Raw genomic sequence first — 25,928 nt, 5'->3', positions numbered from 1 at the left:
CGCCGTCGACCTGCTGGACGAAGCGATCATCGTCCGTTCGACGGCAAGGATGCGTCAGCTCAGGGTGAGGCGCCGCTCCTCGTCGAAGCGGACCCGGCCGCTGGTCACCGCGACGTGCAAGCCGTACCGCAGCAGGCGGTCGATCTTCTCGGTGCGCCGCCGGTAGCCGAGGCGCTCCAGGCCGACGCGCAGCAGCCGGTCCTCGTCGAGGCTCGGCACGCCCTGCAGGACGTGGACGAACGCGTTCGCCACCTCCTCGGGCGGCACCTCCTCGAACGCGCGGTCGTTGCTGAGCTGGGTGACCCGGTACGCCTGCCAGCTCCGCGGATCCGTCCCCTCGGGCCACGCGTAGCGTCCGACCGTCGGGTGGTCGTACCACCGGCGGGCGTCGACGAGCGCGAGGACGGCGAGCCGCCGGTCCTCCCGGGTACGCAGGAAGCCGAACCGGGCCAGCGCCAAGCGGGCGAGGCGGTGCTGTTCGACCGGCCCCTCGACCGCGATGATCTCCCGCAGCGCCTCGCGGACCAGCCCGCGTACCCGTTGGTCGCTGGTGAGCAGGTCGAGGTCGCCCTGGTCGCCGAGCGGCGTCGGGGCGTACGGGACGAAGGGCCGGACCTCGACGGTGCCGGCGGCCGCCGGCGACGCGGTCGTGACGGCGGGGCCCGGTGCGGTGACGAGGCTCGTCACCGGCGCCGGCGCGAACGGCTCGCCGTTCTCCTCCACGCCCGACTCCGACGCGGCGGGCAGGCGGGGCGACGGCACCTCGACCTCGCCGAGAGCCGGGACGGGCATGGGCTCGGGCTCGTCGGCGCGGGAGACGGCCTCGTCGACCCGGTCGAGCAGCGTCGCCCGGTCGCGGAGCCACGCCGGCAGCCAGAACCGGACCACCGCCGACCAGCCCATGATCTGCCGCAGCAGCGCCGGCGCCGAGTCCCGGTCGGCCACCGTGGGGCGGGCGCTCCACTCGGGGCCGTCCAGCATGACCGCCACCTGCCACCGCGGCGATCCGGGCCGGCGTACGGCGATGTCCACCGTGAAGTCGGACAGGCCGTGCGCGGTGCGCACCTCGTGACCGCGTTCGCGCAGCGCGTCGGCGACCTCGTCGCGGATGCGGTTGCGTCGCTCCGCCCGGTCGGTGGCCAGGTCACCCAGCCGGTCGGGGCCGGCCGCCGCCATCTCGCAGTATGCCCGCAGGTGCTGGGTGCCGACGGCGGAGGTGCGGGACAGGTCGATGTCGGACGGGTCGAACGAGGAGTAGAGCACGACCTGCCGGCGGGCCCGGGTGATCGCGACGTTGAGCCGCCGCTCGCCGCCGACCTGGCTGAGCGGGCCGAAATTCAGCGGGAGCTGCCCGGTCTCCGGGTTGGTGGAGAAGGCCAGCGAGAACAGGACGACGTCCCGCTCGTCACCCTGCACGTTCTCCAGGTTCTTCACGAAGATCGGTTCGGTGACGGCGCCGGAGAGGTGTTCCCGCACGATCGGGTCGCCGCTGTCCTCCAACAGGTTGAGGATGAGATCCCGCTGCTGGATGTTGAAGGTGACCACGCCGATCGACTGCCCGGCGGTGGCCGGGTCGTGCAGGCGCCGGGTGATGTCGGCCAGGACGGCCCGCGCCTCGACCTCGTTGGTTCGGGTCCCGCCGCGGTCGTACCGGCCGTCGACCCGCCGCCAGGTGATGCCGGCGGAGCTGCTGGCGCCGGGTGACGGGAGGCTGGAGAGCTTGTTGTCGTAGTAGTAGCGGTTGGAGAACGCGATCAGCGACTCGTCGTGGCTGCGGTAGTGCCAGGACAGCCACCGCTGCGGCAGCCCGCACTCGACGGCTTCGCTGAGGATGCTCTCCAGGTCCTCCAGCACCGGCGCATCGCCGTCGGGGACCTCGTCGACGGTGTGGCTGGCCTGCATGATGCTGCTCGGCGGCATCTGCCGGGAGTCGCCGACGATCACCGCGGCGCGGCCGCGTCCCATCGCGCCGACCGCCTCGGCGACCCGGATCTGCGACGCCTCGTCGAAGACGACCAGGTCGAACCGCCGACTCCCCGGGGCCAGGAAGTTCGCCGCCGATGCGGGACTGACCAGCACGCACGGCGTCAGCGCCAGAACGACGTCCGGGTACAGCTCGAACAACTCCCGGAAGGAGCGGCCGCCGCGCTTGCGGCGCAGCTCGGCGGCGAAGTCGGCGAAGCGTCCGCGCCGGTCGGTCGGGCTGAAGGGGCGGCGGGCGACCAGCACCGACGGCAGGCGCTCGGGCAGTGCCGACCGCAGCTCGCCGGCGGCGGTCTCGAACTGGGCGATCTCGTCGTCGTGCAGCTCCGGGTCGAAGTACTGCAGGCCGCCGGCCCGCGCCCGCTCGGCGAGGGAGGCGGTGGCGGCGCCCCGCCGGTAGGCCTCCTCGGCGAACTGTCCGGCCACCTCGGCCCGCAGCAGTCGGTCGCGGTAGTCGGTGAGGCCGGCGGAGGCGAGCACGTCGGCGTGGCCGAGCGCGGTCGCCCAGCGGCGCAGCGGAAAGAGCTCCTCGGTCCGTAGCTCGTGCAGCCAGGTCGCGCCGTCGCGCTGCCAGGCGTCGACCCAGTGCGCGCCGGCGGCCCAGAGGGCCAGTTCCGGCTCCCCGGACCGCAGCACCCCGCGCCAGGCCCGCCAGCGGGCGACGACCCGGTCGAGCAGGGCGGCGTCGGCGTCGGTGACACCGCGCCGGAACAGCTCCCACGCCTGCGGGTGGCGGGCCAGCAGCGCCCGCCCGACGCGGGTCGCCTCGACCGACTCGGCGAGCCGCCGCGGCGCGTCCGGGTCGGTGGGCAGCCACCCGGGCAGGTGCAGGCCACCCAGCGCGCCCGCCTGCCGGTGCAGCGCCGCGGCCTGCGTCTGCGCGGCGACCAGCCGCCCGGTGGTCACCTCGATCTGCTCGGCGTCGAGCGTCGCGCCGGCGACCAGGTGCACCGCCAGCCGGTCGACGACGGCCTGTCGCCGCTTGCGCTTGCCGAAGACCTTCTTCGCCGCCTCCTGCGCCTCGGCGTGCCAGGCGGCCAGCTCGGGGCGGGCGTACACGTCCGGTCGGAAGGTGGCCAGCTCGCCGGCGAAGCCCTGGTGGAAACCGGCCACCTCGGCCTGGAACCGGGTCACCGCCTCGTCCCAGCGCCGGTCGCCGGCCCGCGCTGTGGTCTCCCGGTCCGGCAGCATCCCGCGTACGGCGAGCCAGGCGCCGGCCAGCAGCTCGCCGACCGCCTCCGGGGTGGGCAGCGTCCGCAGCAGCGTGGACAGCTCGGGGTGGGCGGCGAGGTCGGCGCGGACGCGTTCCAGGTCGGCGGCGATCTCGGTGAGGGCGGCGCCGTGCAGCCCGTCGAGGGTGCGGCAACCGCTGAGCGACCAGGGGTGTTCGGGTCGGATCCGCGCGGAGCGGGCGGCGGCCGGGAACTCCCGCAGCGTCCGCTCCACGTGCGCCCGCGTCTCGTCGGGCGCGTGCAGGTAGCTCACCGGGATCGGCGCGACCGGCCCGTCCCCGTACGCGAGCACCTGCTCGTACGCCGACCAGAGCGACATGCCGACGGGGTTGGCGGCGTGGACCTGCGCCGGGTACTCGGCCAGCGGCGCGAGCCGCGTCCGGTAGGCGGTCTCGACGGCGGTCCAGGTGCCGCCGTCACCCGCGTCGTACTGGTCCAGGGCGTCGCGCAGCTGCTGGCGGATCGCGTTGAGGGACTGCTTGCGCCCGTGCAGGTCGAGCGCGAACGGCCCGAGGCCGACCTGCCGGAGCCGCCGCTTGACCACCTCCAACGCCGCCTGCTTCTCGGCGACGAAGAGCACGGACCGGCCGGCGGCGACCGCTCGGGCGATCATGTTGGTGATGGTCTGCGACTTGCCGGTGCCGGGCGGCCCTTCGAGCACGAAGGACTGGCCGCGCTCGGCCATCACGATGGCCTGCATCTGCGAGCCGTCGGCGGGGATGGGCAGGTGCAGTTCCGCCTCGTCGACGGCTTCCGCACCGTGGTCCTCCGGCCGCGCCGGGTCGTCGAACGTCGCCCCGGAGGACTCGACCAGGTGCCGGACCACCGGGTTCTCCAGGAACCGGGGCCAGTGCTCACCGAGGTCCCGCCACATCTGGAAGGTGGAGAACTGCAGCAGCCGCAGGCTGGCGGTCTCGTCGATGCGGTAGTTCAGCCGGTTGTCGACCAGCCCGGCGTTGATCGCCGCGAGAGTCTTGGCCACGTCGATCCCGTGCTCGTCGCGGATCGGCTGTTCCAGCTCCGGGATCCGCACGCCGTGCTTGACCCGCAGCCACTCGATGAGGCAGTGGTTCGGGCTGGCCACCTCGGCGCCGTCGATGACCATCGCGTACGGGCGGCGGCCGGTGCCGCCCTCGATGCGCACCGGCAGCAGGAACAACGGGGCGTACGCCTCTCCCCCGGTCGCCCGGGGGTGCACGAGCGTGCCGATGGTCAGGTAGAGGTAGTTGCTGCCGGTCTCCTGCTCCATGGTGCGCGCCTCGCGCTGGATCGCCCGCATGGCGGTCTTGTAGCGCGCCTCGGTGACCGCGCCGTAGACCCGCCGGTCGGTGCGAAGTTCCCGGGTGAGGATGTCGGCGTCCAGGTCCTGCGCCCGGCGCGCGCCGGCCAGCTCGTGGACGTGGCTGATGTCGTCCTGCGGGATGACCTGCACCTGACGACCGTCGTGGATGAGGTCGTCGAGCAGGGCCAGGGCGCCGGCCGGCACGTGCAGGTCCAGGCCGCGGCCCCGCTTGGGCAGGTTGAGCAGCGGGTTGCGCAGGCTCAGGTCGAGCAGGGACTTGCGCCACTGCTGGATCCGCGCCGGCGAGCCGTCGGAGGGCTGCGGCACCTCCTCGCCGTCGTCGGCGAGTTGGCGCAGCTTGGCGGCGGCCACCCCGGCCGGCAGGTCCAGCGACGCCTCGGTGGTCGGGTCGGTCGCCGGGGCGGCGTCGACCGGCGCGACCACCTCGTCGGTCGACGGCAGCGGCCGGATGCCGGAGCGGTGGGCCAGGTGGACGTCGACCACGCCCTGCAACCGGTGCCCCTCACCGCGGAAGTGGCCGAGCCCGACCCGCACCGCCTCGGTGAACGTCGCGGTCTGCGCACCGGGTCCGACGCGGGTCAGCTCGACCGGCACGGCACGGCCGGAGTCCACCATCGAGATCAGCAGGTTCGTCTCGGTGACCGAGGCGGCGCTGAGCCGCTCCTCCTCCAGCAGGAAGCCGCCGAACGCGTGTCCCGTCGCGATGAAGACGAGCGGGTGCAGGCCGGCCGCCTCCAGGCAGGCGGCGTAGGTCACCGACAGGTCGAGGCAGTTGCCGAGCCGCCCGTCCAGCACGGCCGCCGTCGTCCGGACCTTCTGACCGCTGTTCTCGAACGACGCCGGCAGCGTCTGGTAGTGGATGTCGAGCCCGCGCAGCGCCTCGTAGACCGCGCCGGCGATGAGCGCCGCCCGCTCCGCGCCGTCCTGGTAGCCCTGCAACGACCCGGAGCCGGTACGCGCCAGCAGGAGCCGCGCCGCCGACCGCAGCACCGCCTCCACCGCCCGGGTGTTCGGCTGCACGAAGGCGGCCAGGCTGTCGTAGAGGGCCGGGCTGTTGAACCACTCGTTGTGCGCGAGCACGCGTGACGGGGCGTTGAGGCTCAGCGGTGTGCCGTTCGCCTCGACGGTCAGGCGGTAGTCGACCGGGAACGCCTCGTCCGTGCGGTGGAGCAGCGCGCGGTCGGGGGTGACGTCCCGGAAGTCGTCCCAGCCGGTGCTCGCCCCCGGCCGCAGCGGGCTGCCGAGGGTACGCGTCCACGGCTCGGTCATGGCACCGTCGGGGCCGAGCAGGTCCAGCGTCACCGTCACGTCCGTCAGCGGCTCGGCGCCACGGTTGGTCAGCGTGAGGTGCCGGACCAGCGGCACCCGGTTGTGCACCAGGGCGGCGTTGATCGCCGGCTGGACGAGCAACGCGACGGCGAGCTGGTCGTCGTCGGCGGTGAACTGCGCGAAGACGCTGTCGGACATGGGCGTTACTCCAGGTGGCGAGGCCGGGAAGCGCCCAGCCTAGCGGTCGGCCGGTCGGCGGCGACTCCCCCGGCCGATCTTGGCTGTCGTACCGCTCGGGCAGGAGGTGCGCCATGTCTACCGCTCGGGTACGGAGACCCCGTCGGCGTCGAGCGGTGAGCCGTCCAGCGCGCGGTCGGTCTCGACCGCGGTCAGTTGCACGATCACGTTGCCGTCGGTGTCAGGGAAACGGCTGAACCTCATCAGGACGAATCCCGACCGCTTGTTGCCCCGTACGGCGTTGCCGAGGGGCGTCATGCCGACGCCCTCGACGAGCCACTGGTAGACCGGCTGCGCGTCCTCGTCCCGCCAGCCCTTCAACCCGGCCTGGTGAACCGCCAGGGTCAGCTTCTCGGCCAGGTACGCCGGGTCACACACGCTCACGATCGTCAGGTCGAGTTCCTCGAACCGGTGCCCCGCCCCGAACTGCCACCGGACCCGGACCTCCCGGACTCCAGGAGTCAACGGACGCCCGAGAAACATCCAGTGGTAGGTGTCCATCACGGGCGCGTGGATCCTGAGCCAGCTCTCCCGGTCCTTCTCCAGCACGATCCAGGGTGAGGGGATCTCGCTGAACTCGTCGGTCCACACCACCTCGGGGATCTCCCACGCCTCCCGCCAGGACCGGACCCGGTCCCGGTTGGCCAGGAACCTCGCGCGCAGGTCGTCGTGCCGGCGGCGGCGTTCGAACATGCTCGATCACTCCCCGTAGTCCCAGTCGAGGCCCCAGATGCGGACGTTGCCCTGAAAGTCGCCGGTGACGACGGTGCTGAAGGAGCTGTCGGCGCGTACCGTGTTCACCCGGACGAGGTGACCGTGCAGCGTGCGGATCCGGCGTCCCGCCCGAAGGTCCCAGACGTCGACGGTCTGCTCGCCCGGGTCCCCCGCGACGGCGAACGTTCCGTCGGCGGACACCGCCACGGTGTCGATCCCGTACACGGGGTGCTCGGGGTCGTCGACGGCCCGCCCGTCGAACACCAGGTCTCCGGTCGCCGCGTTCCAGACGACGAAGCCCTGCTGACCGGCGATGGCGGCGAGGCGCCGGCCGCCGGTGAAGGACAGGGTGGCCGAGGAACTGTGCTTGACCCACTGGAGCTCGTACCGCGGGCGCCGGTCGCCCGGTCGCCACGCGGCCAGGCGGGTCATCCCGGCCATCAGCAGCACACCGGCGGCGAAGCGGATCTCCGTGTGCGCGTCGACGTGCGGAAAGGTCTGCACCGGCTGTCCGGTGTCCATCGACCGGACCTCGACCGTGTTCGTGTCGCCTGTTCGCAGGTGCACGGCGATCAGCTGGGACTCCTCGTCGGCCGTGACTCCGTCGATCGTGCCGGGCCCGGTGCGGACCGTCGCGACGCAGGCGGCGGCCTCCAACGACCACACCGTCGCCAGGCCGTACCCGAATCCGACGGTCAGCAGGTCGCCGGAGAGGTCGAGCGTCGTGTTCCCCTCGTCGCGGGGCAGCGCGCCGGCGACCCGGAACCGCGGCTCGAGCGTCGCGGTGTCGTGGCAGGCGACCTGCCCGTCCGAGTAGAGAATGACCAGATCGCGTTCACCCCTGGCGAAGCGCAGCGTGGTGGCGGGGTTCCGTCGCCGGGCCACCGAACCCGCCTTCTCGACCGTCTCCAGGTCGAAGACCTCCACCTCGTCGACGTTGGCGGGGAAGGCGAACAGTCGCCCGTCCTCGCTGACGTCGTAGGTGCCGCGGGTGAGCATGATGTCGGTCAGCTCCTGCTGCACCCAGACGCCGGCCAGCCCGGTGCGCCGCAGGTCCCGGCCGGCGGCTCGGGAGGCACGGCGCAGGCGAGGGTGGCGGTGGTAGCCGGGAATCGCCCTGGCCTCACGGATCGCATCGGCCGCCAGCCGTCGCTCCCTCGACTCGATCAGCGCTTCGATACGGTCCATGACCTGTTCGAACGCGCTCTCCTCGTGGGCGAGGACACCGACCGGGCGGGGCGGCGCGTACGACCACGGGGCGAGATGTCCGCTGAGCGGCATGGGCAGCCGGGACAGCGAGGTCTGGTCGAGGGGATAGCCCGCCGACTCGGCGACGACGGCGTAGCCGCAGTCGCCGCTGAACGCGGCGGCGTCGCGGTGCGCACCCCGCTCCCAGTCCTTGCCGAAGGTGCGGACGCAGCGGCGGTTGGCCAGTTCGAGGACCTGGAGGTCGCCGGTCCCGGGGTCGACCAGGGCCCAGCCCGCCCGGCCCGAGACGCCGAGCAGGTCGTAGCCCATCAGCCAGGGGATCTCCCACCGTCGCGGCCCGTCCCAGACCCGCATGTCCACTGCCATGAGGGAGCGGAAGCCGCACCTCAGGACGGTGGAGCCGTCCGCTGCCAGGGCGACCTTCTGGTCGTCGGGCCCCACCTCGTCGGGGGGTATCTCCAGGCCGCGCATCCGGGTGCGGCGCAGCGGCCACCACTGCTCCACCCGGTGGTCGACGCCCGAGTGGGCACGCCCCAGCGAGGCGGAGACGAACACCTCGGCGTCCGGGCCGAGGACCACCCGGGTGACCCTGCCCTCGTGGGGCCGGATGTCGGCCACCGTCTCCCAGGTGCCGGCGCGAAGCACGAGGACGCGACCGTCGGCCGTGCCCACGGCCGCGAAGCCGCCCTCGGGGCTGAGTGCCACGGCCGTCCCGCCCTCCCACCGGCCGTCGAGCTCGGCGGCTCCGTCGGCGAGACGCCACGCCTCGACCACGCCATCCCGGTAGCAGACGAGGACCCGGGCGCCGGCGTGGTCGATGGCGACGTCGACGGGAGGCACACCGGAGTCGGCGAGTTCGCCGACGACCCGGCCGGTGAACGCGTCCCAGATCCGCACCCACCCCGACTCCTCGGCCACCACCACGTGCGTCGCGTCGTGGTCGCAGGCCATCGCCACGACCGTGCCGGACGTGCGCCCGAACACCTCGAGGGTGCCCCTCGGCTCCAGCCGGGCGCAGCGTTCGCGCGCGGCCGCGATCTCGGGCGAGCCCGGATGCTTGCGGTCCGCCTCGGCCAGGTGGCGCGCGGCGGAGACACCGTCACCGCGTTCCAGGTGCACCATCGCGGCCAGGTGGTCCGCCTCCCAGGAGTCGCCGGTGGCGCGCAGCTCCGACAGCAGGGTCTCGTCGGTGATCACGCCGTTGCCCCACCTGATCAGCCCGTGGTTGTAGACGGCGCGGACGTTGTTCGGGTCGATCGCCTTGGCCCGCTCGAACAACTCGACCGCCCGGTCCCGTTCACCGAGGTCCCACAGCGACAACGCCTTGTTGGACAGACCGTCCGCGCGCAGCGACGGCGGGACCTCGTCGGGGTGCGGGTAAGGGCTTCCGGTCCCGTCGGCGTACACGTCCAGGAGGACGGCCTCCGCCTGCGCGGTGTCGCCGACCCGCGAGCGGGGATCGTGGTCGAGGCAGCCCGCCAGCAGGTCGCGCAGCGCCGGCGGGAGATCGTCGCGCAGCGCCGCCAGCGCGTCCGCACCCTCGTGGCCCCACTGCCAGAGCCGCCGCCCGTGCAGCACCTCGATCACCGTCAACGCCCAGGACCACATGTCGCTGGCCCGGCCGATCCGGCCCTCCGGGTCGACCTGTTCCGGGGAGCAGTACTGCGGGGTGAAGCCGCCCAGCGTCGCGTACCCGGTCTCGTCGTCACCCTGCGGGGGCGAGGAGACCGACGCCTTCGCCTTGGCCGTGCCGAAGTCGGTGACCCTCGCCGTCTCGCCGTCGTACATGACGTTCGAGGGCTTGACGTCCTGGTGCACCAGACCCGCCGCGTGGGCGTGCCCGATGCCGCGCAGCATCTGGATCCCCACGTCGAGGGCCTGCGGCAGGTCCCGGCACCGCCCCTCCCGGACCGCCGCGGTCAGGTCACCGCCCGCGACCCACTCCGCGAAGATCACCGGGTACGCGCCGACGCGCTGCACGTAGTTGCAGCCGACCACGTTCGGGTGCGGGTCGAGATCGGTCCAGGCCTGCGCCTCCTGCGCGAGCAGATCGAGGATGCCGGGCGCCGAGGCCAGGTCGGGGCGCGGTGTCTTCACCGCCAGGTCGACGCCCCAGGCGAGGTGATGGGCGCGGTAGACGAAACCCGTACCGCCGGTCCCGACGACCTCCTCGATGCGGAACGTGTCGAGGACGGTCTCCCCCGGCCGCCACCGGATGACCTGCCCCGCGTCCACGCCGAGGCCCTAGTCGACGAGCGCCACGTAGATCGGGCTGCCCAGCAGCGTGCCGTCCGGACCCGGCTTCTCGGCCAGCCGCTTCGCGACGAACTCGACCCGCTGCGCCGGCCCCGGCAGGACGGCCCCGATCTGCGCCAACGACTCGTGGAAACGCTCGTCGTCGAACTCACCCGGGTCGCCCCGCAGGTCCCGGAGCTTGCGGAACAGGTACGGCGGGACCGACCCCACCGGTTCCGCGTCACCGCCACCGACCACGTGCGACGCCGACCCGCCGAGGACGATGACCTGGTCGTCGAGCGTCCCCGCGAAGACCACGATGCCGGCGGTCGGGAAGACCTGCCAGCGCATCTCCAGGCAGGCCTGGACGTAGGGGCGCTCCTCGTACGCGGCGCCGATCTGGTCGGCGTCCTGCAGATGCCGGATGACCTTCTCCAGCTTGTCGAGGTCGTGACGCTCGGGCAGCACCGCCTTGCGGCTGTAGCGGACGACCTTCAGGTCCACGGCGAGTTCGGTCTCGTGCTGCGCGGAGGAGGCGACCTGCGCGGCCAGGAGCCCGATCTTGAGATGCGACAGGTAGAGGTAGTACTTCAGGCTCAAGATGCACTCCGGTTACGGGGAGACGTCCGAAGCCCACCCTACGTGGCGCATGCACACGTTGCTGACCCACGATCGACGATGATCGGTGTCCGTGCGGGCCGATCTTGGTTTGTCGGACCATTCGTGCAGGATGGGCGCCATGACGACGCAGCACCGCCTGGTCTACGGCCACGCCACCAACCACGACACCCTCGCCTTCGTCGACGCCGACACCGCCACCGGGGAGGCCGCGGAGATCCGGGCGCTCGCCGCCGCGCGTACGTGGGGCGAAGCCCGTCGGGTGCCGATGACCCACCTGGAGAACCCGGCCGGCCCGGAGTGCTACGACGAGGACGACCACCCCGACGACGAGCCGTTCGACATCGCCTCGCTCGGCGCGGTGGTGGAGATGAGCTGGCCCTCGATGGTGGCGAGGCGGGCGCTCGACGTGCTGCCGAAGGACCTGCAGGAGCGGTACGGAGAGGTCGCGCTGACGGTCCACGACGGTGAGTACCTGGAGGTGCCGGTCGACCGGGAGGCGGCGCTGATCGCGGAGCTACGCGAGCGGGGCTACGAGGTGACTCGCGACGACGAGCTGATCAACCTGCTCGACGGCGTCGGCCTCGGCTCAGTGGCTGCCTGAGCGACGACGGGATGGGCATCACCCCTGACAGCTCCTCCAGCCGGATGCCACCAAGTCTGTTTCGGAAGGACCCTGACCAGCCTCGCCATCGTCTGGCCTCTCGGATCAGACGATGGCGAGCGCAGCGGTGAGCGCCGGCAGGTCGTAGGGAGTGATCAGTCGAAGCGGCGTGTCGGACCTTCGGCCTCGCTCGGTGACGATGAGGGCGGTGGCCAGATGGCCGGCCTGCCGCTCTCGGCTGAGCCGGTCGATCGCCTCCACCGCAGTGATCGACCTCGGGACCAGGACAGCCTCCTCCCCGGGCTCGGCAAACTTCAGCACATGGCTGACCGGCTCCTCCTCGGCAATCCCCGTGTTCTTGATCAACTGGTCGGCGAGCCACCGCGCGATGGCGTTGGTGGTGAGCACGCCGACGTAGCTGTCGCCGTCGTAGACCGGCAGTTGCGAGTAGCCCAGTGTTCGGACGTGGTCCAGGGCGGCGCCGATGACGTCGTCGGGTTGTATCACGCAGACCCTGGCGGAGCCGAGGGCGGTCAACGCGCGCGGTGGCTCGAGGAGTTGCCGCCGCAGCAGCTCGATCTCCTGCACGACCGCCTCGACGGGCTCGGCGATGGGGCGACCGCCGTAGTAGCGTTCGTGACTGATCGCGTTCCGCAGTGCCGCGAACGCCAGTAAGGCGCTCCGGTGGTGCGCCGGCAGCCGCTTCCTGTCGGCGTACTCCCTGGCCAACTGCGCGAAGCCGTCGCCGTTGCTTGCGCGCAGGGTGCCTCGGATGTGCTTTTCGATGTCGTTGAACGCCGCGAGGAACCGGGAACCCGCCGTAGTGATCATCACGGCCCGTGATCCTGCCACAGTCCCGTTTTCAGCAGCGGGAGCCCGCTACCCGCTCCGGCAGCTCACACCCTCGATCAGGACGAGCGGACAGGAAGCTTCGGCAACTCGAACAGGTCGACGAGTAGCTCCCGCTGGGACGGGTCGAGCCGGATCCAATCCTCGCGAAGGCTGGCGGGGGTCATGTCCAGAACACCGGCGACCTCCCTCAGCGTCCGGCGGACGCCCTGGCTGTCGGTGCGATAGAACCCCATGGCTGCTTGCCTGCGCCGGCGCCTGCCGAGGAACCGGGCGAGTCGGATGTGATTACTGCGAATGATCACGACCATGTCCGGCTGTTCGAGGCGGGCCTGCTCGTCGATGTCCTCCCTGAGGGTGATGGTCTGGTACCGGCCGCCGCTTGCGCGATGTATGCGCCGGCCCTCGGCAGCCAATGCTTCCTCCTCGTCGGTGTAGTCGACGGCCACCTCGGGCCCTATCCAGATGTCGTAAGGCATGTCCGGGAGGAATGGAGGGTCGGGATTCCACAGCACCGTGCCGCCTGCGCTGACGGGCACCGACGCAGCCCAGTCGAGCCAGGTCTCGTCGACCCTGGTGGCTCCTGCCGCCATCTCGTCGACGAACCGACGAGCGTCGGCGCAGACCAGCGGGTCGCTGGTCTGGATCGCCGCCTCGATCGTTCCGTCGTTGTGCGCGCGCCGCGACAGGTTGGCCGATCCCACGAACGCGGTACGTCCGACGACGAAGACCTTCGCGTGGAGAGTCTCGTGGGCATAGAGCACAACGTCCTGCTCGTACCACTGCCGCAGCAGCCGAGCCGAGGTAGCGCCGCTGGCGAGGGCGTTCCTGCTGCCGTTGACGACGATGAGATCCCCCGCCTTGGCGGGCAGCAAATCGGCCGCCCCATCACCGGCGTAGGCGACGGCAGCCTTGATCTTCCTGCCCTCGGCCTTCTCGCAGATCGTCTGCATGACTGACGTCGATAGGAAGCGCACACCGCATCTTGGCCCTCGACCGGCCCACAAGTCCACAGTGAGCAGTCTGTTCTTTGCTGCTCCACATCAGCGGAGGCGGCGGGAGCAGGAGCCGTCATGGTCGGCCCGGAGTAGGCAACGCCGGCCTCCGGGCATGAGCAGGTCGCAGAAGACCCGATGGCGTACGTTCTGGTCGTCCTCGGCGGACACGGTCGTCTCCCCCGGGTCGGCCTGCGGCAGCATTCCGGTCCACCGGGCGACGACCCGGGCGAGGCGCTGCGCGGCGGGCAGGTCGGCAGCGGTCACCGGCAGGTGGATGACCCAGCGCCCGGTCACCGGCGCTCGCCGTTCGCCGCCTGCGCCCGGTCCGCCTGCCGGCGCCGCAACGCCACCATGATCTGCAGGGCTGCCCGGCGGTGCTTCGCGGCAGAACGCCGCGACGAGGTGCTCGACGGCCTTCCCATCCTACTTACATCGACGGACTTCACCGTGTAGGCGTCGTCTCCGTCGGACGGGCTCAGTCACCACCTACCCCGATCGACCGGGGATCGTCATTCCGAGACAGCTCTTACGTCGATGCCCGCCCACATGTCGCATCCAGATGATCACGTCCAGTACCCGAATCTCGGAGACCTGGGATGCGATGCCGGCTGCGACTCGAAGCTCCTGCAGCCGACGGGCGAGGAGGAAGTCTTCGGCGCGGAGGGCCTCGTGTAGCCACAGCCAGAACCCCGGGCGACCACGCAACACACACGCCACCACGTTGTCGTAGACCGGGACCAACCTCGGCCGCTTACGGGCCAGTATCTTGCTTGCGATGGTCTTGTTCACGCCGCTGCAGCCGACCAACATCTTCCAAGCTCGTTCTGCCGGCCCGCCGCTGTCGATGAGTGGCTTGGCCCTCGCATCGCTGAGGTCCAGCGCCGTTGGCAACTCGCGCAACACATCACTGATTCGCTCACCCAGACTGCCCTGCAGCAGGTCCAGGGCAACCATGGGTGGAACACGAACGTTCAGCATCTCGACGGCGATGAGGTCATCCGCCGTCACCACGTCCCGATACTGGACGCGCGGACCACCGCCCAACACCTCGAACTGGCTTCCGCTGAACGCCAGCGGACCGACAGCGAAGTACCGCTGCAGGTCGGTCCGCGACTGCTCGTCGTCGAGCACGGCAATCAGTTCTGAGAGGCTCCGCCACCCCTCACTCATGGACACGCCCCAGAGCAACGCGCCGGCGAATCTCCTTGAGCGTGACGTGGTCACCCGCCAACGCGTCCTCCGCCTGCCAGAAGTCCAGTCCATCGGTGGCTTTGCGGGCGCCAGTGATGCCGGGTCCATGGATTGCGATCTTCACCGCCTCGCCGGCCCCTGACGGCGAGTTGAAGACGTTCCCGCGATACCGGACCCGCCCGTCGGCAAGGAGTTCCGCTGTGTGTTGCTCCCCGAGGTAGCGAGCCGTGAGGACGGTGCCCGGCACCAGCCGGCCCGATGCCAAGAGGTCCGGCAACTTCAACCTGCGCTCATCGGCGGTAACCTTGGTCTGCTGACGCGCCGGACGAGGTGTAGGCAGAGCGAATGGCACCGGTGCCGGTACGGACAGCCGTCGGGTCGACTCGTCAATGCCCTCAGCATTGCGTCGGCTGTCTGCCGGCCCAGCCAGCGCCGCCATCGGGAAGTCGAATGTGGCCCGCACCCGGACCAGACTCTGGTGGATCTCCTCACGACTCAGCTTCGGCATCCGGCCGTCGAGCAGGTGGACCATTTCGGGGGCAGGTACCGGCGCCGTGAAGAGGTTCATCAACTCGGCATGGACCTGCCGATCGACGAAGAAGCCCTTCCACAACTCCTCGATGCGGTTCTCGCGCATGTTTTCCCTGCTGAGAAGCGCCAACAGGTCGACTGCGGCGTCAACGTCGTCCTCCAGTCGCACCGCCCTGAAAAGCTTCTGCTCGATCGGAACAGGGGCATGCGCGTTGAAGACGCGCCACTCCGCGCCGTTGGTCAGCGCTACCCATTCGACACCCGCCATGGTGGCGTAGCCGATGGTCTGGTTCGCCCACCGCGGATCGTCGAGGTTCTCACCCAACGCCTTGGCCTCGATGAACAGTCGGGGGGTACGCAGCAAAAGCAAGGCGTAGTCAACCGGATTCTCGTGCTGACTCCGCCTGTACTCGTGGTGTACCTCGTCGGGATCGTGGAGGTCCCAACCGAGCGCCATGATCACCGGACTGATCAACGCAGCCTTGGTGTTCTGCTCATTCATACGCTGGCCGCGCTGCCGATAACGACGCTGCCGTTCCACGCACTGGCCAACCACTTCGCGCAGGTCAGTCATGAACGTCACCACCGAAACCATTCAGGGACGGGATGCCGGCGCCGTTAACGCCTTCCGCTGGGGCTGACGCACCGGATGACATGGGGGGCCTCTCGACGATGGCTGAGAGCGGTCAGCCTAGCGCCTATGCTGACCGCTCTTCGGCAAAGGTTTCAGTCTGAAGAAGCACCCGCCGGATCGCCTCCTCAGCGGCATCCGGCGGGCAGCCGTGCACGGCGAGCAACCGCTTGATTTGGTGTAGCGGCGCATCGGGTCGGCGGGCGGACGACGAGAGGCCACGGGCGTACTCAACTGCGGCTCGGGGCAGGGCTCGCGACGGGCCGGGTGCCGGGGCAAAGTGATGTCATCGTTCATGGAGATCAACTCGAACCTAAAGGCGACACGGCTGCCCCCACACTCGGCCATCCGGACGGTCTTGAGGCGCAGCCTGGCCAAGGGCTGGGCCCGAATGGCGGCCCGGCCGCGGGCTCTGACCGGCTCACGCCAGATAGCGGTTCAGGATGGTGTCGTCGTAGACGATCGCATGACCCATCTCCCGCAGCGCCGCCTCGATCGCCTCCTGGTCGTCCAGCGGCAACCAGGTAGCCGGCTCGTAGTCCATGCCGTATGCGCGGTCCTCCCGGCCGAAATCGGCGAGCAGGCTGGCAGGCGCCAGCTCCGCCGTACGCAACCGGGGATCCGGCCGCCAGAAGAGGCCGAGATCGTCATACCAGTCGAACGGGACGTCGTCGTCCAGGTCGTCGAACGGGGGCTCGTCGTCCACGGCCGCCCGCTCGTTGTACACGGCCTTGACCAGCGGAACCGCAAGCGGAGACCGACGCACCTCTCCCAAGGTCTTCGGCTCGACCACCGCCTTGATCAACTCGACGTCGCGCAACGCCACCCCATAGGGGAAGACGGCGAGCCAGTCCTGAGGATCTTCCTCGAAGTGTCGTTCCAACTCGGGGTGCTCTTCGAGCCACGAGTGGTCGGTCCGCCCGTAGGTGCCCACGAAGTACTGCACAGTGTCAGCCCTGCCGTCCGATCTTGGTGATCTTGATCTTGATACCGGTCTTGGTCTTACTGCTCTTGCCGCTCAGCGAGACCTCGTTCTGCATCTGGGCCAGGTAAGCGCACAGGGATCTCCGGGGCCAACGACCGGTTGATAAGGCGGGTTATCATGATCGGCCCCTCGACATCGAGAGACGCATCACTACAGTGGAGCCCTTCGACCAGGAGGAGGTGAAGAGCATGATGTCCGAGTCCATGTCGTCGGGCGAGATCGCCCAGTTGGCGCAGGTCGAGCGCCCCGTGGTGACGACTTGGCGGCGCCGGTACCCCGACTTCCCCGCCCCGGTGCCCGGCGCTGGCGGTCAGTTGCTCTTCCCCGCCGACGCGGTCCTCACCTGGCTGCTGGACCGCAAGCTGGGCAACGCTGCCCCGGAGACCTTGCGCGCCGAGCGCGCTTTGCACACCCTCACCGCGTACGCCCGTGAGCATGGCGGCCGCCGCCTGGTGCTCTCCCTGGGCGCGGCTCTTTGTCTGCGCGAGATGTCCGGCCACGTCCTGCCGGCTGATCCGATCAAGGCGGCCCGCCGGTTCGACCCGGAGGACGAGTTCCTCCTCTCCGACCTGCAGGAAGCGCCCGGCCTGGCCGATCTTCCGCGGATGGTCGAGCAGCTGATCGAGGGTGCCTACGAGGCGAACCGGGCGTACCAGTTCCTGCTCGGCAACTGTGCCCGCTTCGGTTGGCCGGCGCTGGGTGCCGATGCACTCACCCCCCACCTGGTCACCCTGATCCGCCTGGCCGCCGACGTGCCGGGCCGGCTACGCGACCGCCGCCGGATCACGGTCGGTGACCCGTACGCGGGCTCGGGCGACCTCCTCGCCGCAGTGTTGACCGACCATGAGCCGGAGGCGCTCAGTTTCAACGCCGCTCAGCCGAATCCTGCCCTGGCCCGCCTGATCCGTCGCCGGCTGCTACTGGCCGGTGTCCCTGAGTTCAACATCGAGGTGGTTCCGGACGAGCTGAACGACGAGTTCGCCGATGTCGACGTGGTCGTGACCCGGCTGCCCTACCAGCCGACCGAGCAGCGCGACCCGGCCGAGGACCTCAACAAGATCAGCGATATCGCCGATCGGCTCGGCTCCGGCTGCACCGCTGTCGTGGTCGGCCCCGCCACGAGCCTGGTCGACGCCCTGCGCGACACCGGTGCGATCACCAAGCGGGCCGACCTGCTGACCAGCGGCCTCGTCGAGGCGGTGGTACGACTGCCCGGCGGCGTCTTCCCGGCTCGCCCCGGACACTCCACTGCCCTGTGGCTGCTCACCCGCGACCCGGTTCCCGCCGCCCAGGGCCGCCTGCTACTCGCCGACGTCAGCGGAGCCGCGCTCGATCAGCGCGTCGCGGAGACCACGGCCGAGGACATCTTGCTGTGGCGGGCCGAGGGCTACCGGCGCGACGGCCACGACCCGCGGACCGGCTGGGTGGTCCCGCTCGACGCCCTCGATCTGCGCCGCGGTGCGGCGCTACGAACGCCGGGCCCGGCCTCGGTCACCATGCGCGCCCGGCTGGCTACCGACCGCCCCGCGCTGATCGGGGAAATCGAGGGCCGCCTCACCGACGCGGAACACGAGGCCATCCGGTATGCAAAGGAGCACGGCCCTCTGAGCACCGGGGCGGCGCAACGCGACGGAAGTCGTGCGAAGGAGATCCCCCTCGGCGCGCTACGTACCGCGCGCCGAGTCCGCACCCTTCCGGGGCACCGTCTATCCCCAGAGCACGTCGGGCCGCAGGGTCACCACCGAGTCATCAGCGCCGCGGAGGTCGTCGCGCAGTCGTCCAGGCGCTGGATGGACCGGCTCACGCTCGCCGCTGAATATCCGCACATCAGCCTCACCGAACCGGGTGATCTCGTTGTCACCACGGTCCCCCAGTTCGGTGCCTTTCTCGACGAGGACGGCTTCTCGGTGATCGAGTTCCCGGCTCGCGGCCTGCGCGTCTCCCCGGGCGACGCCCTCACCCCGCGAGTCCTGAAGGCCTTGCTCGACACCGCCCGAAACACCGCGCGCAGCCCTGGCGCTGTGCACGCGCCGAGGCTACGCGACGTGACCATCCCCGACCTGCGCCCGGACGAGGCGACCCGTCTGGACGAGCTCCTGCGCCGCCTCGACGAACGCGAGCGCTTGTTGCAGCGGCAGGCCGCCCTCCTGGCCGAACTGCGCGAACTCGCCGTCACGGGCTTCGCCGACGGCACCCTCACGACTCTGTACGGTACGAACTCCTGAACGAGAGAACGGAACACACAGTGCCCCCACGCAAACGTGCCAACGGGCAGGGCGAGCTGCCCGGCATGTCCAGCACCAAGCAGATCCAGGACATCCTGTGGAAGGCCGCCGACAAGCTGCGCGGCTCCATGGACGCCGCGCAGTACAAGGAGTTCGTCCTGGGCCTGGTCTTCCTCAAGTACGTCTCCGACGCGTTCGCCGAGCGCCGCAGCCAGATCGCCGACAGCCTCTCCGACATCCCGGAGAACCGCCGCGCCGAGTTCCTCGACGACCGCGACGAGTACACCAGCGCCAACGTCTTCTGGGTTCCGGAGAACGCCCGCTGGGACTACCTGGTGGAGAACGCACCCAGCGGCGTCGGCGAGCTGCTCGATGACGCCATGGACGCGATCATGCAGGAGAACCGCGCGCTGACCGGCGTCCTCCCGAAGATCTTCAACCGGGACAACGTCGACCAGAAGCGATTGAAGGAGCTCGTCGACCTGATCAGCGACGCCCGCTTCACCGGCCACGGCGACCGGAAGGCGCAGGATGTCCTCGGCGAGACGTACGAGTACTTCCTGGAGCGCTTCGCCCGCGCCGAGGGCAAGCGCGCCGGCGAGTTCTACACCCCATCCAGCGTGGTGCGGGTTCTTGTCGAGGTGCTGGAGCCCTACGAGGGCCGGGTCTACGACCCGTGCTGCGGATCCGGCGGCATGTTCGTGCAGTCCAAGAAGTTCGTCGAGGCCCGCGCCGGCCGCGACCACACCCACGACATCGCCGTCTACGGGCAGGAAGCCAACGAGCGCACCTGGCGGCTGGCGAAGATGAACCTCGCCATCCACGGGATGGACCCGGTCGGCATCGGCGACCGCTGGGCCGACACCTTCGCCGACGACAAGCACCCGGACCGGCGGGCCGACTTCATCATGGCCAACCCGCCGTTCAACATGAGCGACTGGGCGCGCCGCGAGACCGACCCGCGCTGGCGCTACGGGACGCCGCCACAGAGCAACGCCAACTACGCCTGGCTCCAGCACATCCTCTACAAGCTGGGCGACCGCGGCAGTGCGGGCGTCGTCCTCGCCAACGGCTCGATGTCATCCAAGCAGTCCGGCGAAGGCGATATCCGCCGTGCGATGGTCGAGGCGGACGTGGTGGCCTGCATGGTCGCCCTCCCGCCGAACCTGTTCCGCACCACCGCGATCCCCGCCTGCCTGTGGTTCCTGACCAAGGACAAGACCCCGCAAGGCGCGAAGGCGCTCACCGACCGGCGCGGCGAGATCCTCTTCATCGACGCCCGCGCCCTCGGCACCATGGTCGACCGCACCGAGCGCGTCCTCACCGACGACGACATCGCCAAGATTGCCGACACCTACCACGCCTGGCGCGGCACAAAGTCCGCCAAGACCAAGGGCCAGACGTACGAGGACGTGCCCGGCTTCTGCTACTCGGCGAAGCTCGACGAGGTGGCCGCCCACGACCACGTCCTCACCCCTGGCCGATACGTCGGCGCCGCCGAAGCTGAGGAAGATCCGGACGCCGAGCCGCTTGCCGACCGCATCGAACGCCTGACCAAGGAGCTGTACGCCCATTTCGACGAGTCGCGCCGCCTCGAAGAGGAACTCCGTGGGCAGCTTGGGAGGCTCGGATGAGTCAGCGCCCGTTCCGGGATCTGGTTGTATTTGCCCGAGGTGGCGGCTGGGGGTCCGACAACCCGCTCGATGACCACGACCAAGTGTCGATCATTCGCGGCACCGATTTCGGCTCGGTGCGCACCGGCCGTGTGGACGCGGTGCCGCGACGGTGGGAGAAGCGTTCCAAGCTGGCCCAGCGCGTCCTGCGGCCCGGCGACGTAGTGCTGGAGATCTCGGGCGGCAGCGCGGCCCGTGGCCAGACGACAGGCCGAACGCTGTTCATCGGCGAGGAGGTGCTGTCGTACTTTGCGGGCGCAGTGATCCCGGCAAGTTTTTGCCGCGTCGTCCGGTTCGACATCACGCTGGTCGAGCCCCAGTACGCCTACTACGGTCTCCAGGACATGTACTACTCGGGCCGGGCGAGCGCCTACGAGAACCAATCCACCGGAATCAGCAACTTCCAGTTCGAGCGGTTTCTAGACGCGGAACTGCTGCGGGTGCCGCCGCTCGCCGAGCAGCGGCGGATCGTCACGCTGCTGAGCGCCATCGACGGCAAGATTGCGGTCAACGGCCGCATCGCCGAGTGTTCGCTGGCGCTCGCTGACGCACACTTCAGCGATGCAGTGGAGGGGGTTTCCACCGGGCCGGAGACTTTCGGCTCCATCGCTCAGGTAGGTGGAGGTGGAACGCCAAGCACCAAGGTTCCGGAGTACTGGGACGGCAACATCGCTTGGGCGACGCCGTCGGATGTAACAGCGCTAGGAGCACCATACCTCTTCGGCACGAGCCGGAGGATCACGGATGCGGGCTTCGACAACTGCGCATCGGCATTGTATCCCGCTGGCTCAATTTTCATGACGTCGCGGGCCACTATCGGAGCATTCGCGATTCCGCAGATACCAATGGCTGTAAACCAAGGCTTCATTGTGGTGGTCACACCCGATGAAGAACTCATGATGTGGTTGCTCCATGAGATGAGGGACCGCGTCGACGAGATGCGCAGCTTGGCAAACGGATCCACATTCCTCGAGTTGAGCAGGAAGAATTTCAAGGCCATGGGCGTTCGACTGCCAACACCTACCGCACGCAAAGAATTTGCAGGAAAGGCCATCCCGCTACACCAGGTCGCTGCGGCTGCCACAGCGGAGAGCACAACCCTCATCAAGTTGCGGGACACCCTACTGCCGGAACTGATGTCAGGACGGTTGCGGGTCAGGGACGCCGAGAAGGTTGTCGAAGAAGCGGTTAGGTAAGTAAACGGTTCGCGGGGAGGGGTTGTGGTGGGTGCGGGCGGGTGGATGAACGAGGCGGACTGGGAGACGCTCGCGCTGGATCACCTCGGTGAGCTCGGCTGGGAGCCGGGTGCCGGGAAGGACTTCGCACCCGGGTCGGGGCAGCGGCAGGCTTGGGCCGATCTGGTGCTGGTCGAGGACCTGCGGGCCTCGATCGAGCGCCTCAACCCCGACCTGCCGCCCATTGCGGTCGCCGACGCGGTGCGGGCCGCCACCGACGTGGCCTCTCGGGAGGCGTTCGCCGAGAACCGGGCGGCGCACGAGCGGGTTGTCCACGGCATCCGTTCGATCACGTACACCGACGCGTTTGGTGCGGAGCACACCCCCACCGTGCGCCTGGCCGCCCTGGACGACCCCGGCCGCAACGTCTACCGGGCGATCAACCAGGTCACGATCGTCGACGGCGACTTCCGGCGTCGGTTCGACATCGTGCTGTACCTCAACGGTCTGCCGGTCGCGATCGTCGAGCTGAAGAACGCCGCCGACGAGAACGCCACGCTGACGGGCGCGCACGCCCAGCTTCAGGCGTACCTCGCGGAGTTCCCGCTCGCCTTCCGGCACGCCGTCCTGTGCTTGATCTCCGACGGGGTCACCGCGAAGTATGGCACCCCGTTCACCCCTTACGAGCACTTCGCGCCGTGGAACGTCAACGACGAGGGGGAACGCGTCGACACCACCTCGCCCGACTACGACGGCCCGGAGGCGCTCATCGTCGCCCTCTACGGGCTGTTCCACCAGCGGCGCTTCCTGGAGCTCACCGGCGGCTTCGTCAACTTCACGTTGAAGGCGAAGCGGATCGCGAAGGCGCACCAACACTTCGCGGTCGTCCGGGCCGTCGAGTGCATCGTGCGGGCATCGCAGAGCGACGGGAAGGCGGGCGTCGTCTGGCACACCCAGGGCTCCGGCAAGTCCGAGGAGATGGTGTGCACGGCGGCGTTGACCGCCCGCCACCCCGCCCTGAAGAACCCGACCATCGTGGTGCTCACCGACCGCACCGACCTCGACGACCAGCTCTTCGACACCTTCCTCGACAGCCAGACGCTGCTGGGACAGGAGCCGGAGCAGGCCGACACCCGCGCCGAACTGCGCGCCAAGCTGTCGAACCGGAACGCCGGCGGCATCATCTTCACCACCTTGCAGAAGTTCGGGCGTACGAAGGAAGAGCGCGACGCCGGGAGGCCACATCCGCTCCTCTCCGATCGGCGCAACATCCTGGTGATCGTCGACGAGGCGCACCGCAGCCACTACGACAGCCTGGACGGCTACGCCCGGCATCTCCGCGACGCGCTGCCGCACGCCACGTTCATCGCCTTCACCGGCACCCCGATCGCCAGCGCCGAGGTGAACACCCGCGCCGTCTTCGGCGACTACATCGACGTGTACGACCTCAAGCGTGCCGTCGACGACGAGGCGACTGTGCGGGTCTACCACGAGCCGCGGATAATTCCGGTGTCGCTGCCGCCGGACATCGACCCGGAGAGCATCGACGAGCAGGTGGAGCAGCTCACCGCCAGCCTGGACGACGCGGAGCGGCGCAAGGCCGAGGCGTACGCGGCCACCATGAACACCGTCTACGGCGCCCCTGACCGGGTCGAGACCCTCGCAAAGGACCTCGTCGAGCACTGGGAGAAGCGACGCGAGCTGATGCGGCCGCAGCTAGGCGGGCCGGGCAAGGCGATGCTGGTCTGCGCGACCCGGGAGATCTGTGTCCGCGTCTTCGACGCTCTCAGGGAGTTGCGGCCCGACTGGGCGGACCCGGCCGTCGACAAGGGCAAGATGAAGATCGTCTTCCATGGGGTGCCCGGCGACAAGGAGGTGCTGCGCCCGCACCACCTGCGCCCGTCGCAGCAGAAGACCATCCAGGCCCGCGCCAAGGACCCGGACGACGAGCTGGAGCTGCTGATCGTGCACTCGATGCTGCTCACCGGCTATGACGCACCGCCGATCCACACCATCTACATGGACCGGCCGATGAAGGGCGCCAACCTGATGCAGGCGCTCGCCCGGGTCAACCGCCGGTTCCGGGAGAAGCAAGACGGCCTGCTGGTCGGCTACGCCCCGCTGACCGAGAACCTGCGCAAGGCGCTCACCGAGTACACGCCCAGCGACCAGGAGGACCAGACTCTCGGCCGCGAAATCGAGCGGGCGATCAGTGAGGTGTACAACGAGATCTCCGTCCTCGAAGCCATGCTGACCCCGGTCAAGTGGCGAGAGGTCCTGGACGACGAGACGGACCCGACCCGCTGGCGCCGGGCGGTGAAGAAGTCCGCCAACTTCCTGCGCAGTCCACGGACCCCCGGCAATGAGGTAGAGCCCGGCACGAAGCCGCTGCACCGGCGCTTCCGTGACTCGGCGGGCCGGCTGGAGCGGTTCTACACGCTCTGCGCGACCAGCCGGGACTTCGCCCAACGCGCCGGTGATATCCAGCGGATGCGCCGCGATATCCACTACTTCCGCGACGTGCGGGTCTGGATCGTCAAGGAGGAGGCCGCCGACCGGGAGGCCAAGGGCCTGCCCAACACGGCCGAGGTGGAACGTTACCTGTCTCAGCTCGCTGCCGAGGTGGTTGACGCCGCCGACATCACCGACATCTACGAGGAAGCCGGCCTCGGCAAGCTCGATATCACCGAGCTCAACGGGGTGGCGTTGCAGCGCCTGCAGGACTCGGAGACCCCGCACCTGGCCGCCGCGGCGCTGCGCCGGCTGATCGAGCGCAAGATGCGTGAGGTCACCAAGCACAACGTGGTTCGCCAGGAGCGTTTCTCCGCTCAGCTCGAAGACCTAATGAACCGCTACATGCGCCAGCAGCTGACCAGCGCGCAGCTCATCGTCGAGCTGGTCGAGCTGGCCAAGCAGGTGTCTGCGGACGCCCGGCGCGGCCACCAGTTCGACCCTCCGCTCAACCACGCCGAACTCGCCTTCTACGACGCCGTCGCCCAGAACGGTGCCGCTACGGAGCTCATGGGCGTCGGCACCCTCGCGGAGATCGCACGGGAGCTGGTGAAGTCGATCCAGTCGTCGATCACAGTGGACTGGTTCTCTCGAGAACCGGTACGCGCCAAGCTCCGCAGCCACATCCGCCGACTGCTGGCTCGCTACGACTACCCGCCGGACCACGAGCGCGCCGCGGTCGACCTGGTCATCCGTCAGATGGAGACCTTCGCCAACGAGTGGTCCCCCGGATCGGCGACAAAGTAGCGACACCGGCTCGGACGTAAGGAGGCTGTGGGCCGACAGCTGGGGGATCCTCTCGCCGACCCATGGCCTCCTGATTGCGGCAGGTCGGCGCTCTCCCATGCCGTGAGCAGCGGAGGACCGCGGTCGACCGGACAGGGCCGTGCGAAGCTGGAGACCGGCGGTAGCACGTGGTGACGAAGGGCCCCTCCACCGCGAGACGACGTGGCCATCTCAGGCGGCGTAACGACGCCGGCGTGCATGAAGCAGCTCTGAATCTCCATGCCTCGGGGATCACGGCTGCTCAATGCCAAAGCTGGTCCCACTCTGACGTCGCTGCGCCGATTTTCTGGTAACCCGGGTTATCAGCGCTTTAGCGTCTCGTAGCTGGACTCCAGGTAAGTGCTCCTGTTGTGATTCATGGGCGTCGACGAAGCGCCGATCCGGCAAGTCGACCAGCAATCCCCTTCTTTCACAGGAGCTTCAGCATGCGCAAGATCGCTACCCTCGCCCTGCTCGCCACCGGCCTCATCGCGCTCGGCTGCGGCGCCGGCACCACCGACGACGCCACCAGCAAGGCCGACGCCGAGAGCGCCAAGGGTGACGACAAGCCGAAGACCGCGAAGATCGGCCAGCCGGCCCGGGACGGCAAGTTCGAGTTCACCGTCAAGTCGGCCAAGTGCGGCGTCAGCAAGGTCGGCACGTCGATGCTCGGCGCCAAGGCGCAGGGCCAGTTCTGCCTGGTCACGGTCAACGTCAAGAACATCGGCAAGGAGTCGCAGATGTTCGACGGCAGCAGCCAGAAGGCGTACGGCGCCAACGGCACCGAGTACTCCGCCGACGGCTCGGCCGCGCTCTACGCCAACAAGAACGCCGAGACGTTCCTCAACGACATCAACCCCGGCAACCAGGTCACCGGCGTGGTCGTCTTCGACGTCCCGAAGAACGTCAAGCTCGCCAAGCTCGAGCTGCACGACTCGCCGTTCTCCGGCGGCGTGACCGTCTCCCTCACCTGATCCACCACCCGTCCCT

Annotated in this window: 16 protein-coding genes; 6 read left to right on the top strand and 10 right to left on the bottom strand. The window is 69.6% G+C overall.

Features of this window, described 5'->3' with window-relative positions:
- Window positions 1-54: 54 nt before the first annotated feature.
- From ACN27B_RS24445 to ACN27B_RS24430, 4 genes are all read right to left on the bottom strand, one after another.
- Complete coding sequence (locus ACN27B_RS24445) at window positions 55-5,985, bottom strand: DUF4011 domain-containing protein (RefSeq protein ID WP_422741632.1); 5,931 nt, start codon at window positions 5,983-5,985, stop codon at window positions 55-57.
- Window positions 5,986-6,102: 117 nt separating this feature from the next.
- Window positions 6,103-6,717, bottom strand: coding sequence for a hypothetical protein (locus tag ACN27B_RS24440; protein ID WP_422741631.1), 615 nt, complete (start codon window positions 6,715-6,717; stop codon window positions 6,103-6,105).
- A 6-nt stretch (window positions 6,718-6,723) separates the two neighbouring features.
- Entirely contained in the window at window positions 6,724-10,182 is a 3,459-nt protein-coding gene (locus ACN27B_RS24435; protein WP_422741630.1) for a protein kinase domain-containing protein, read from the bottom strand.
- A gap of 9 nt (window positions 10,183-10,191) precedes the next feature.
- Window positions 10,192-10,782 carry a DUF7019 family protein gene (locus ACN27B_RS24430; protein ID WP_422741629.1) on the bottom strand — a complete coding sequence of 197 codons (591 nt, stop codon included), beginning with the start codon at window positions 10,780-10,782 and terminating at the stop codon, window positions 10,192-10,194.
- A gap of 139 nt (window positions 10,783-10,921) precedes the next feature.
- Here ACN27B_RS24430 and ACN27B_RS24425 point away from each other — a divergent pair, with 139 nt between their 5' ends.
- Entirely contained in the window at window positions 10,922-11,404 is a 483-nt protein-coding gene (locus ACN27B_RS24425; protein WP_422741628.1) for a hypothetical protein, read from the top strand.
- Window positions 11,405-11,509: 105 nt separating this feature from the next.
- Here ACN27B_RS24425 and ACN27B_RS24420 read toward each other — a convergent pair whose 3' ends face one another.
- From ACN27B_RS24420 to ACN27B_RS24395, 6 genes are all read right to left on the bottom strand, one after another.
- Window positions 11,510-12,235, bottom strand: coding sequence for a CBS domain-containing protein (locus ACN27B_RS24420; RefSeq protein ID WP_422746063.1), 726 nt, complete (start codon window positions 12,233-12,235; stop codon window positions 11,510-11,512).
- 77 nt (window positions 12,236-12,312) lie between these two features.
- Entirely contained in the window at window positions 12,313-13,206 is an 894-nt protein-coding gene (locus ACN27B_RS24415) for a phospholipase D-like domain-containing protein (protein WP_422741627.1), read from the bottom strand.
- Window positions 13,207-13,296: 90 nt separating this feature from the next.
- The gene (locus tag ACN27B_RS24410) at window positions 13,297-13,545 is read right to left on the bottom strand and encodes a hypothetical protein (RefSeq protein WP_357628075.1); all 249 of its coding nucleotides are present in this window, start codon (window positions 13,543-13,545) and stop codon (window positions 13,297-13,299) included.
- 192 nt (window positions 13,546-13,737) lie between these two features.
- The gene (locus ACN27B_RS24405) at window positions 13,738-14,382 is read right to left on the bottom strand and encodes a DUF6308 family protein (RefSeq protein WP_422741626.1); all 645 of its coding nucleotides are present in this window, start codon (window positions 14,380-14,382) and stop codon (window positions 13,738-13,740) included.
- A gap of 31 nt (window positions 14,383-14,413) precedes the next feature.
- Window positions 14,414-15,547, bottom strand: coding sequence for a hypothetical protein (locus ACN27B_RS24400; RefSeq protein WP_422741625.1), 1,134 nt, complete (start codon window positions 15,545-15,547; stop codon window positions 14,414-14,416).
- Window positions 15,548-16,025: 478 nt separating this feature from the next.
- Window positions 16,026-16,550 (bottom strand): hypothetical protein, encoded by a 525-nt coding sequence (locus tag ACN27B_RS24395; RefSeq protein ID WP_422741624.1) that lies wholly within the window; start codon window positions 16,548-16,550, stop codon window positions 16,026-16,028.
- Between the two features lie 194 nt (window positions 16,551-16,744).
- Here ACN27B_RS24395 and ACN27B_RS24390 point away from each other — a divergent pair, with 194 nt between their 5' ends.
- The 5 genes from ACN27B_RS24390 (at window position 16,745) to ACN27B_RS24370 (ending at window position 25,912) form a co-directional block, all read left to right on the top strand.
- The gene (locus ACN27B_RS24390) at window positions 16,745-18,814 is read left to right on the top strand and encodes an SAM-dependent DNA methyltransferase (RefSeq protein WP_422741623.1); all 2,070 of its coding nucleotides are present in this window, start codon (window positions 16,745-16,747) and stop codon (window positions 18,812-18,814) included.
- Window positions 18,815-18,834: 20 nt separating this feature from the next.
- The gene (locus ACN27B_RS24385; RefSeq protein WP_422741622.1) at window positions 18,835-20,448 is read left to right on the top strand and encodes an N-6 DNA methylase; all 1,614 of its coding nucleotides are present in this window, start codon (window positions 18,835-18,837) and stop codon (window positions 20,446-20,448) included.
- Window positions 20,445-21,683 carry a restriction endonuclease subunit S gene (locus tag ACN27B_RS24380; protein WP_422741621.1) on the top strand — a complete coding sequence of 413 codons (1,239 nt, stop codon included), beginning with the start codon at window positions 20,445-20,447 and terminating at the stop codon, window positions 21,681-21,683. Before ACN27B_RS24385 ends, ACN27B_RS24380 begins: the two co-directional genes overlap by 4 nt.
- A gap of 27 nt (window positions 21,684-21,710) precedes the next feature.
- Window positions 21,711-24,920 carry a type I restriction endonuclease subunit R gene (locus tag ACN27B_RS24375; RefSeq protein ID WP_422741620.1) on the top strand — a complete coding sequence of 1,070 codons (3,210 nt, stop codon included), beginning with the start codon at window positions 21,711-21,713 and terminating at the stop codon, window positions 24,918-24,920.
- Window positions 24,921-25,384: 464 nt separating this feature from the next.
- Window positions 25,385-25,912, top strand: a complete 528-nt coding sequence (locus tag ACN27B_RS24370; RefSeq protein WP_422741619.1) for a DUF4352 domain-containing protein — start codon at window positions 25,385-25,387, stop codon at window positions 25,910-25,912.
- Window positions 25,913-25,928 lie beyond the last annotated feature (16 nt).

The sequence above is a fragment of the Micromonospora sp. WMMD754 genome (assembly GCF_049315235.1).
Lineage (GTDB): Bacteria > Actinomycetota > Actinomycetes > Mycobacteriales > Micromonosporaceae > Micromonospora > Micromonospora sediminicola.
Note: the sequence above shows the minus strand (reverse complement) of the source record. Positions and strands in the feature narration are given on the sequence as shown.

Excerpts from the sequence above, each read along its gene's own strand:
- ACN27B_RS24445 (WP_422741632.1), bottom strand. The coding sequence starts at position 5,985 with ATGTCCGACAGCGTCTTCGCGCAGTTCACCGCCGACGACGACCAGCTC.
- ACN27B_RS24440 (WP_422741631.1), bottom strand. The coding sequence starts at position 6,717 with ATGTTCGAACGCCGCCGCCGGCACGACGACCTGCGCGCGAGGTTCCTG.
- ACN27B_RS24425 (WP_422741628.1), top strand. The coding sequence starts at position 10,922 with ATGACGACGCAGCACCGCCTGGTCTACGGCCACGCCACCAACCACGAC.
- ACN27B_RS24420 (WP_422746063.1), bottom strand. The coding sequence starts at position 12,235 with ATGATCACTACGGCGGGTTCCCGGTTCCTCGCGGCGTTCAACGACATC.
- ACN27B_RS24415 (WP_422741627.1), bottom strand. The coding sequence starts at position 13,206 with ATGCAGACGATCTGCGAGAAGGCCGAGGGCAGGAAGATCAAGGCTGCC.
- ACN27B_RS24400 (WP_422741625.1), bottom strand. The coding sequence starts at position 15,547 with ATGACTGACCTGCGCGAAGTGGTTGGCCAGTGCGTGGAACGGCAGCGT.
- ACN27B_RS24380 (WP_422741621.1), top strand. The coding sequence starts at position 20,445 with ATGAGTCAGCGCCCGTTCCGGGATCTGGTTGTATTTGCCCGAGGTGGC.
- ACN27B_RS24370 (WP_422741619.1), top strand. The coding sequence starts at position 25,385 with ATGCGCAAGATCGCTACCCTCGCCCTGCTCGCCACCGGCCTCATCGCG.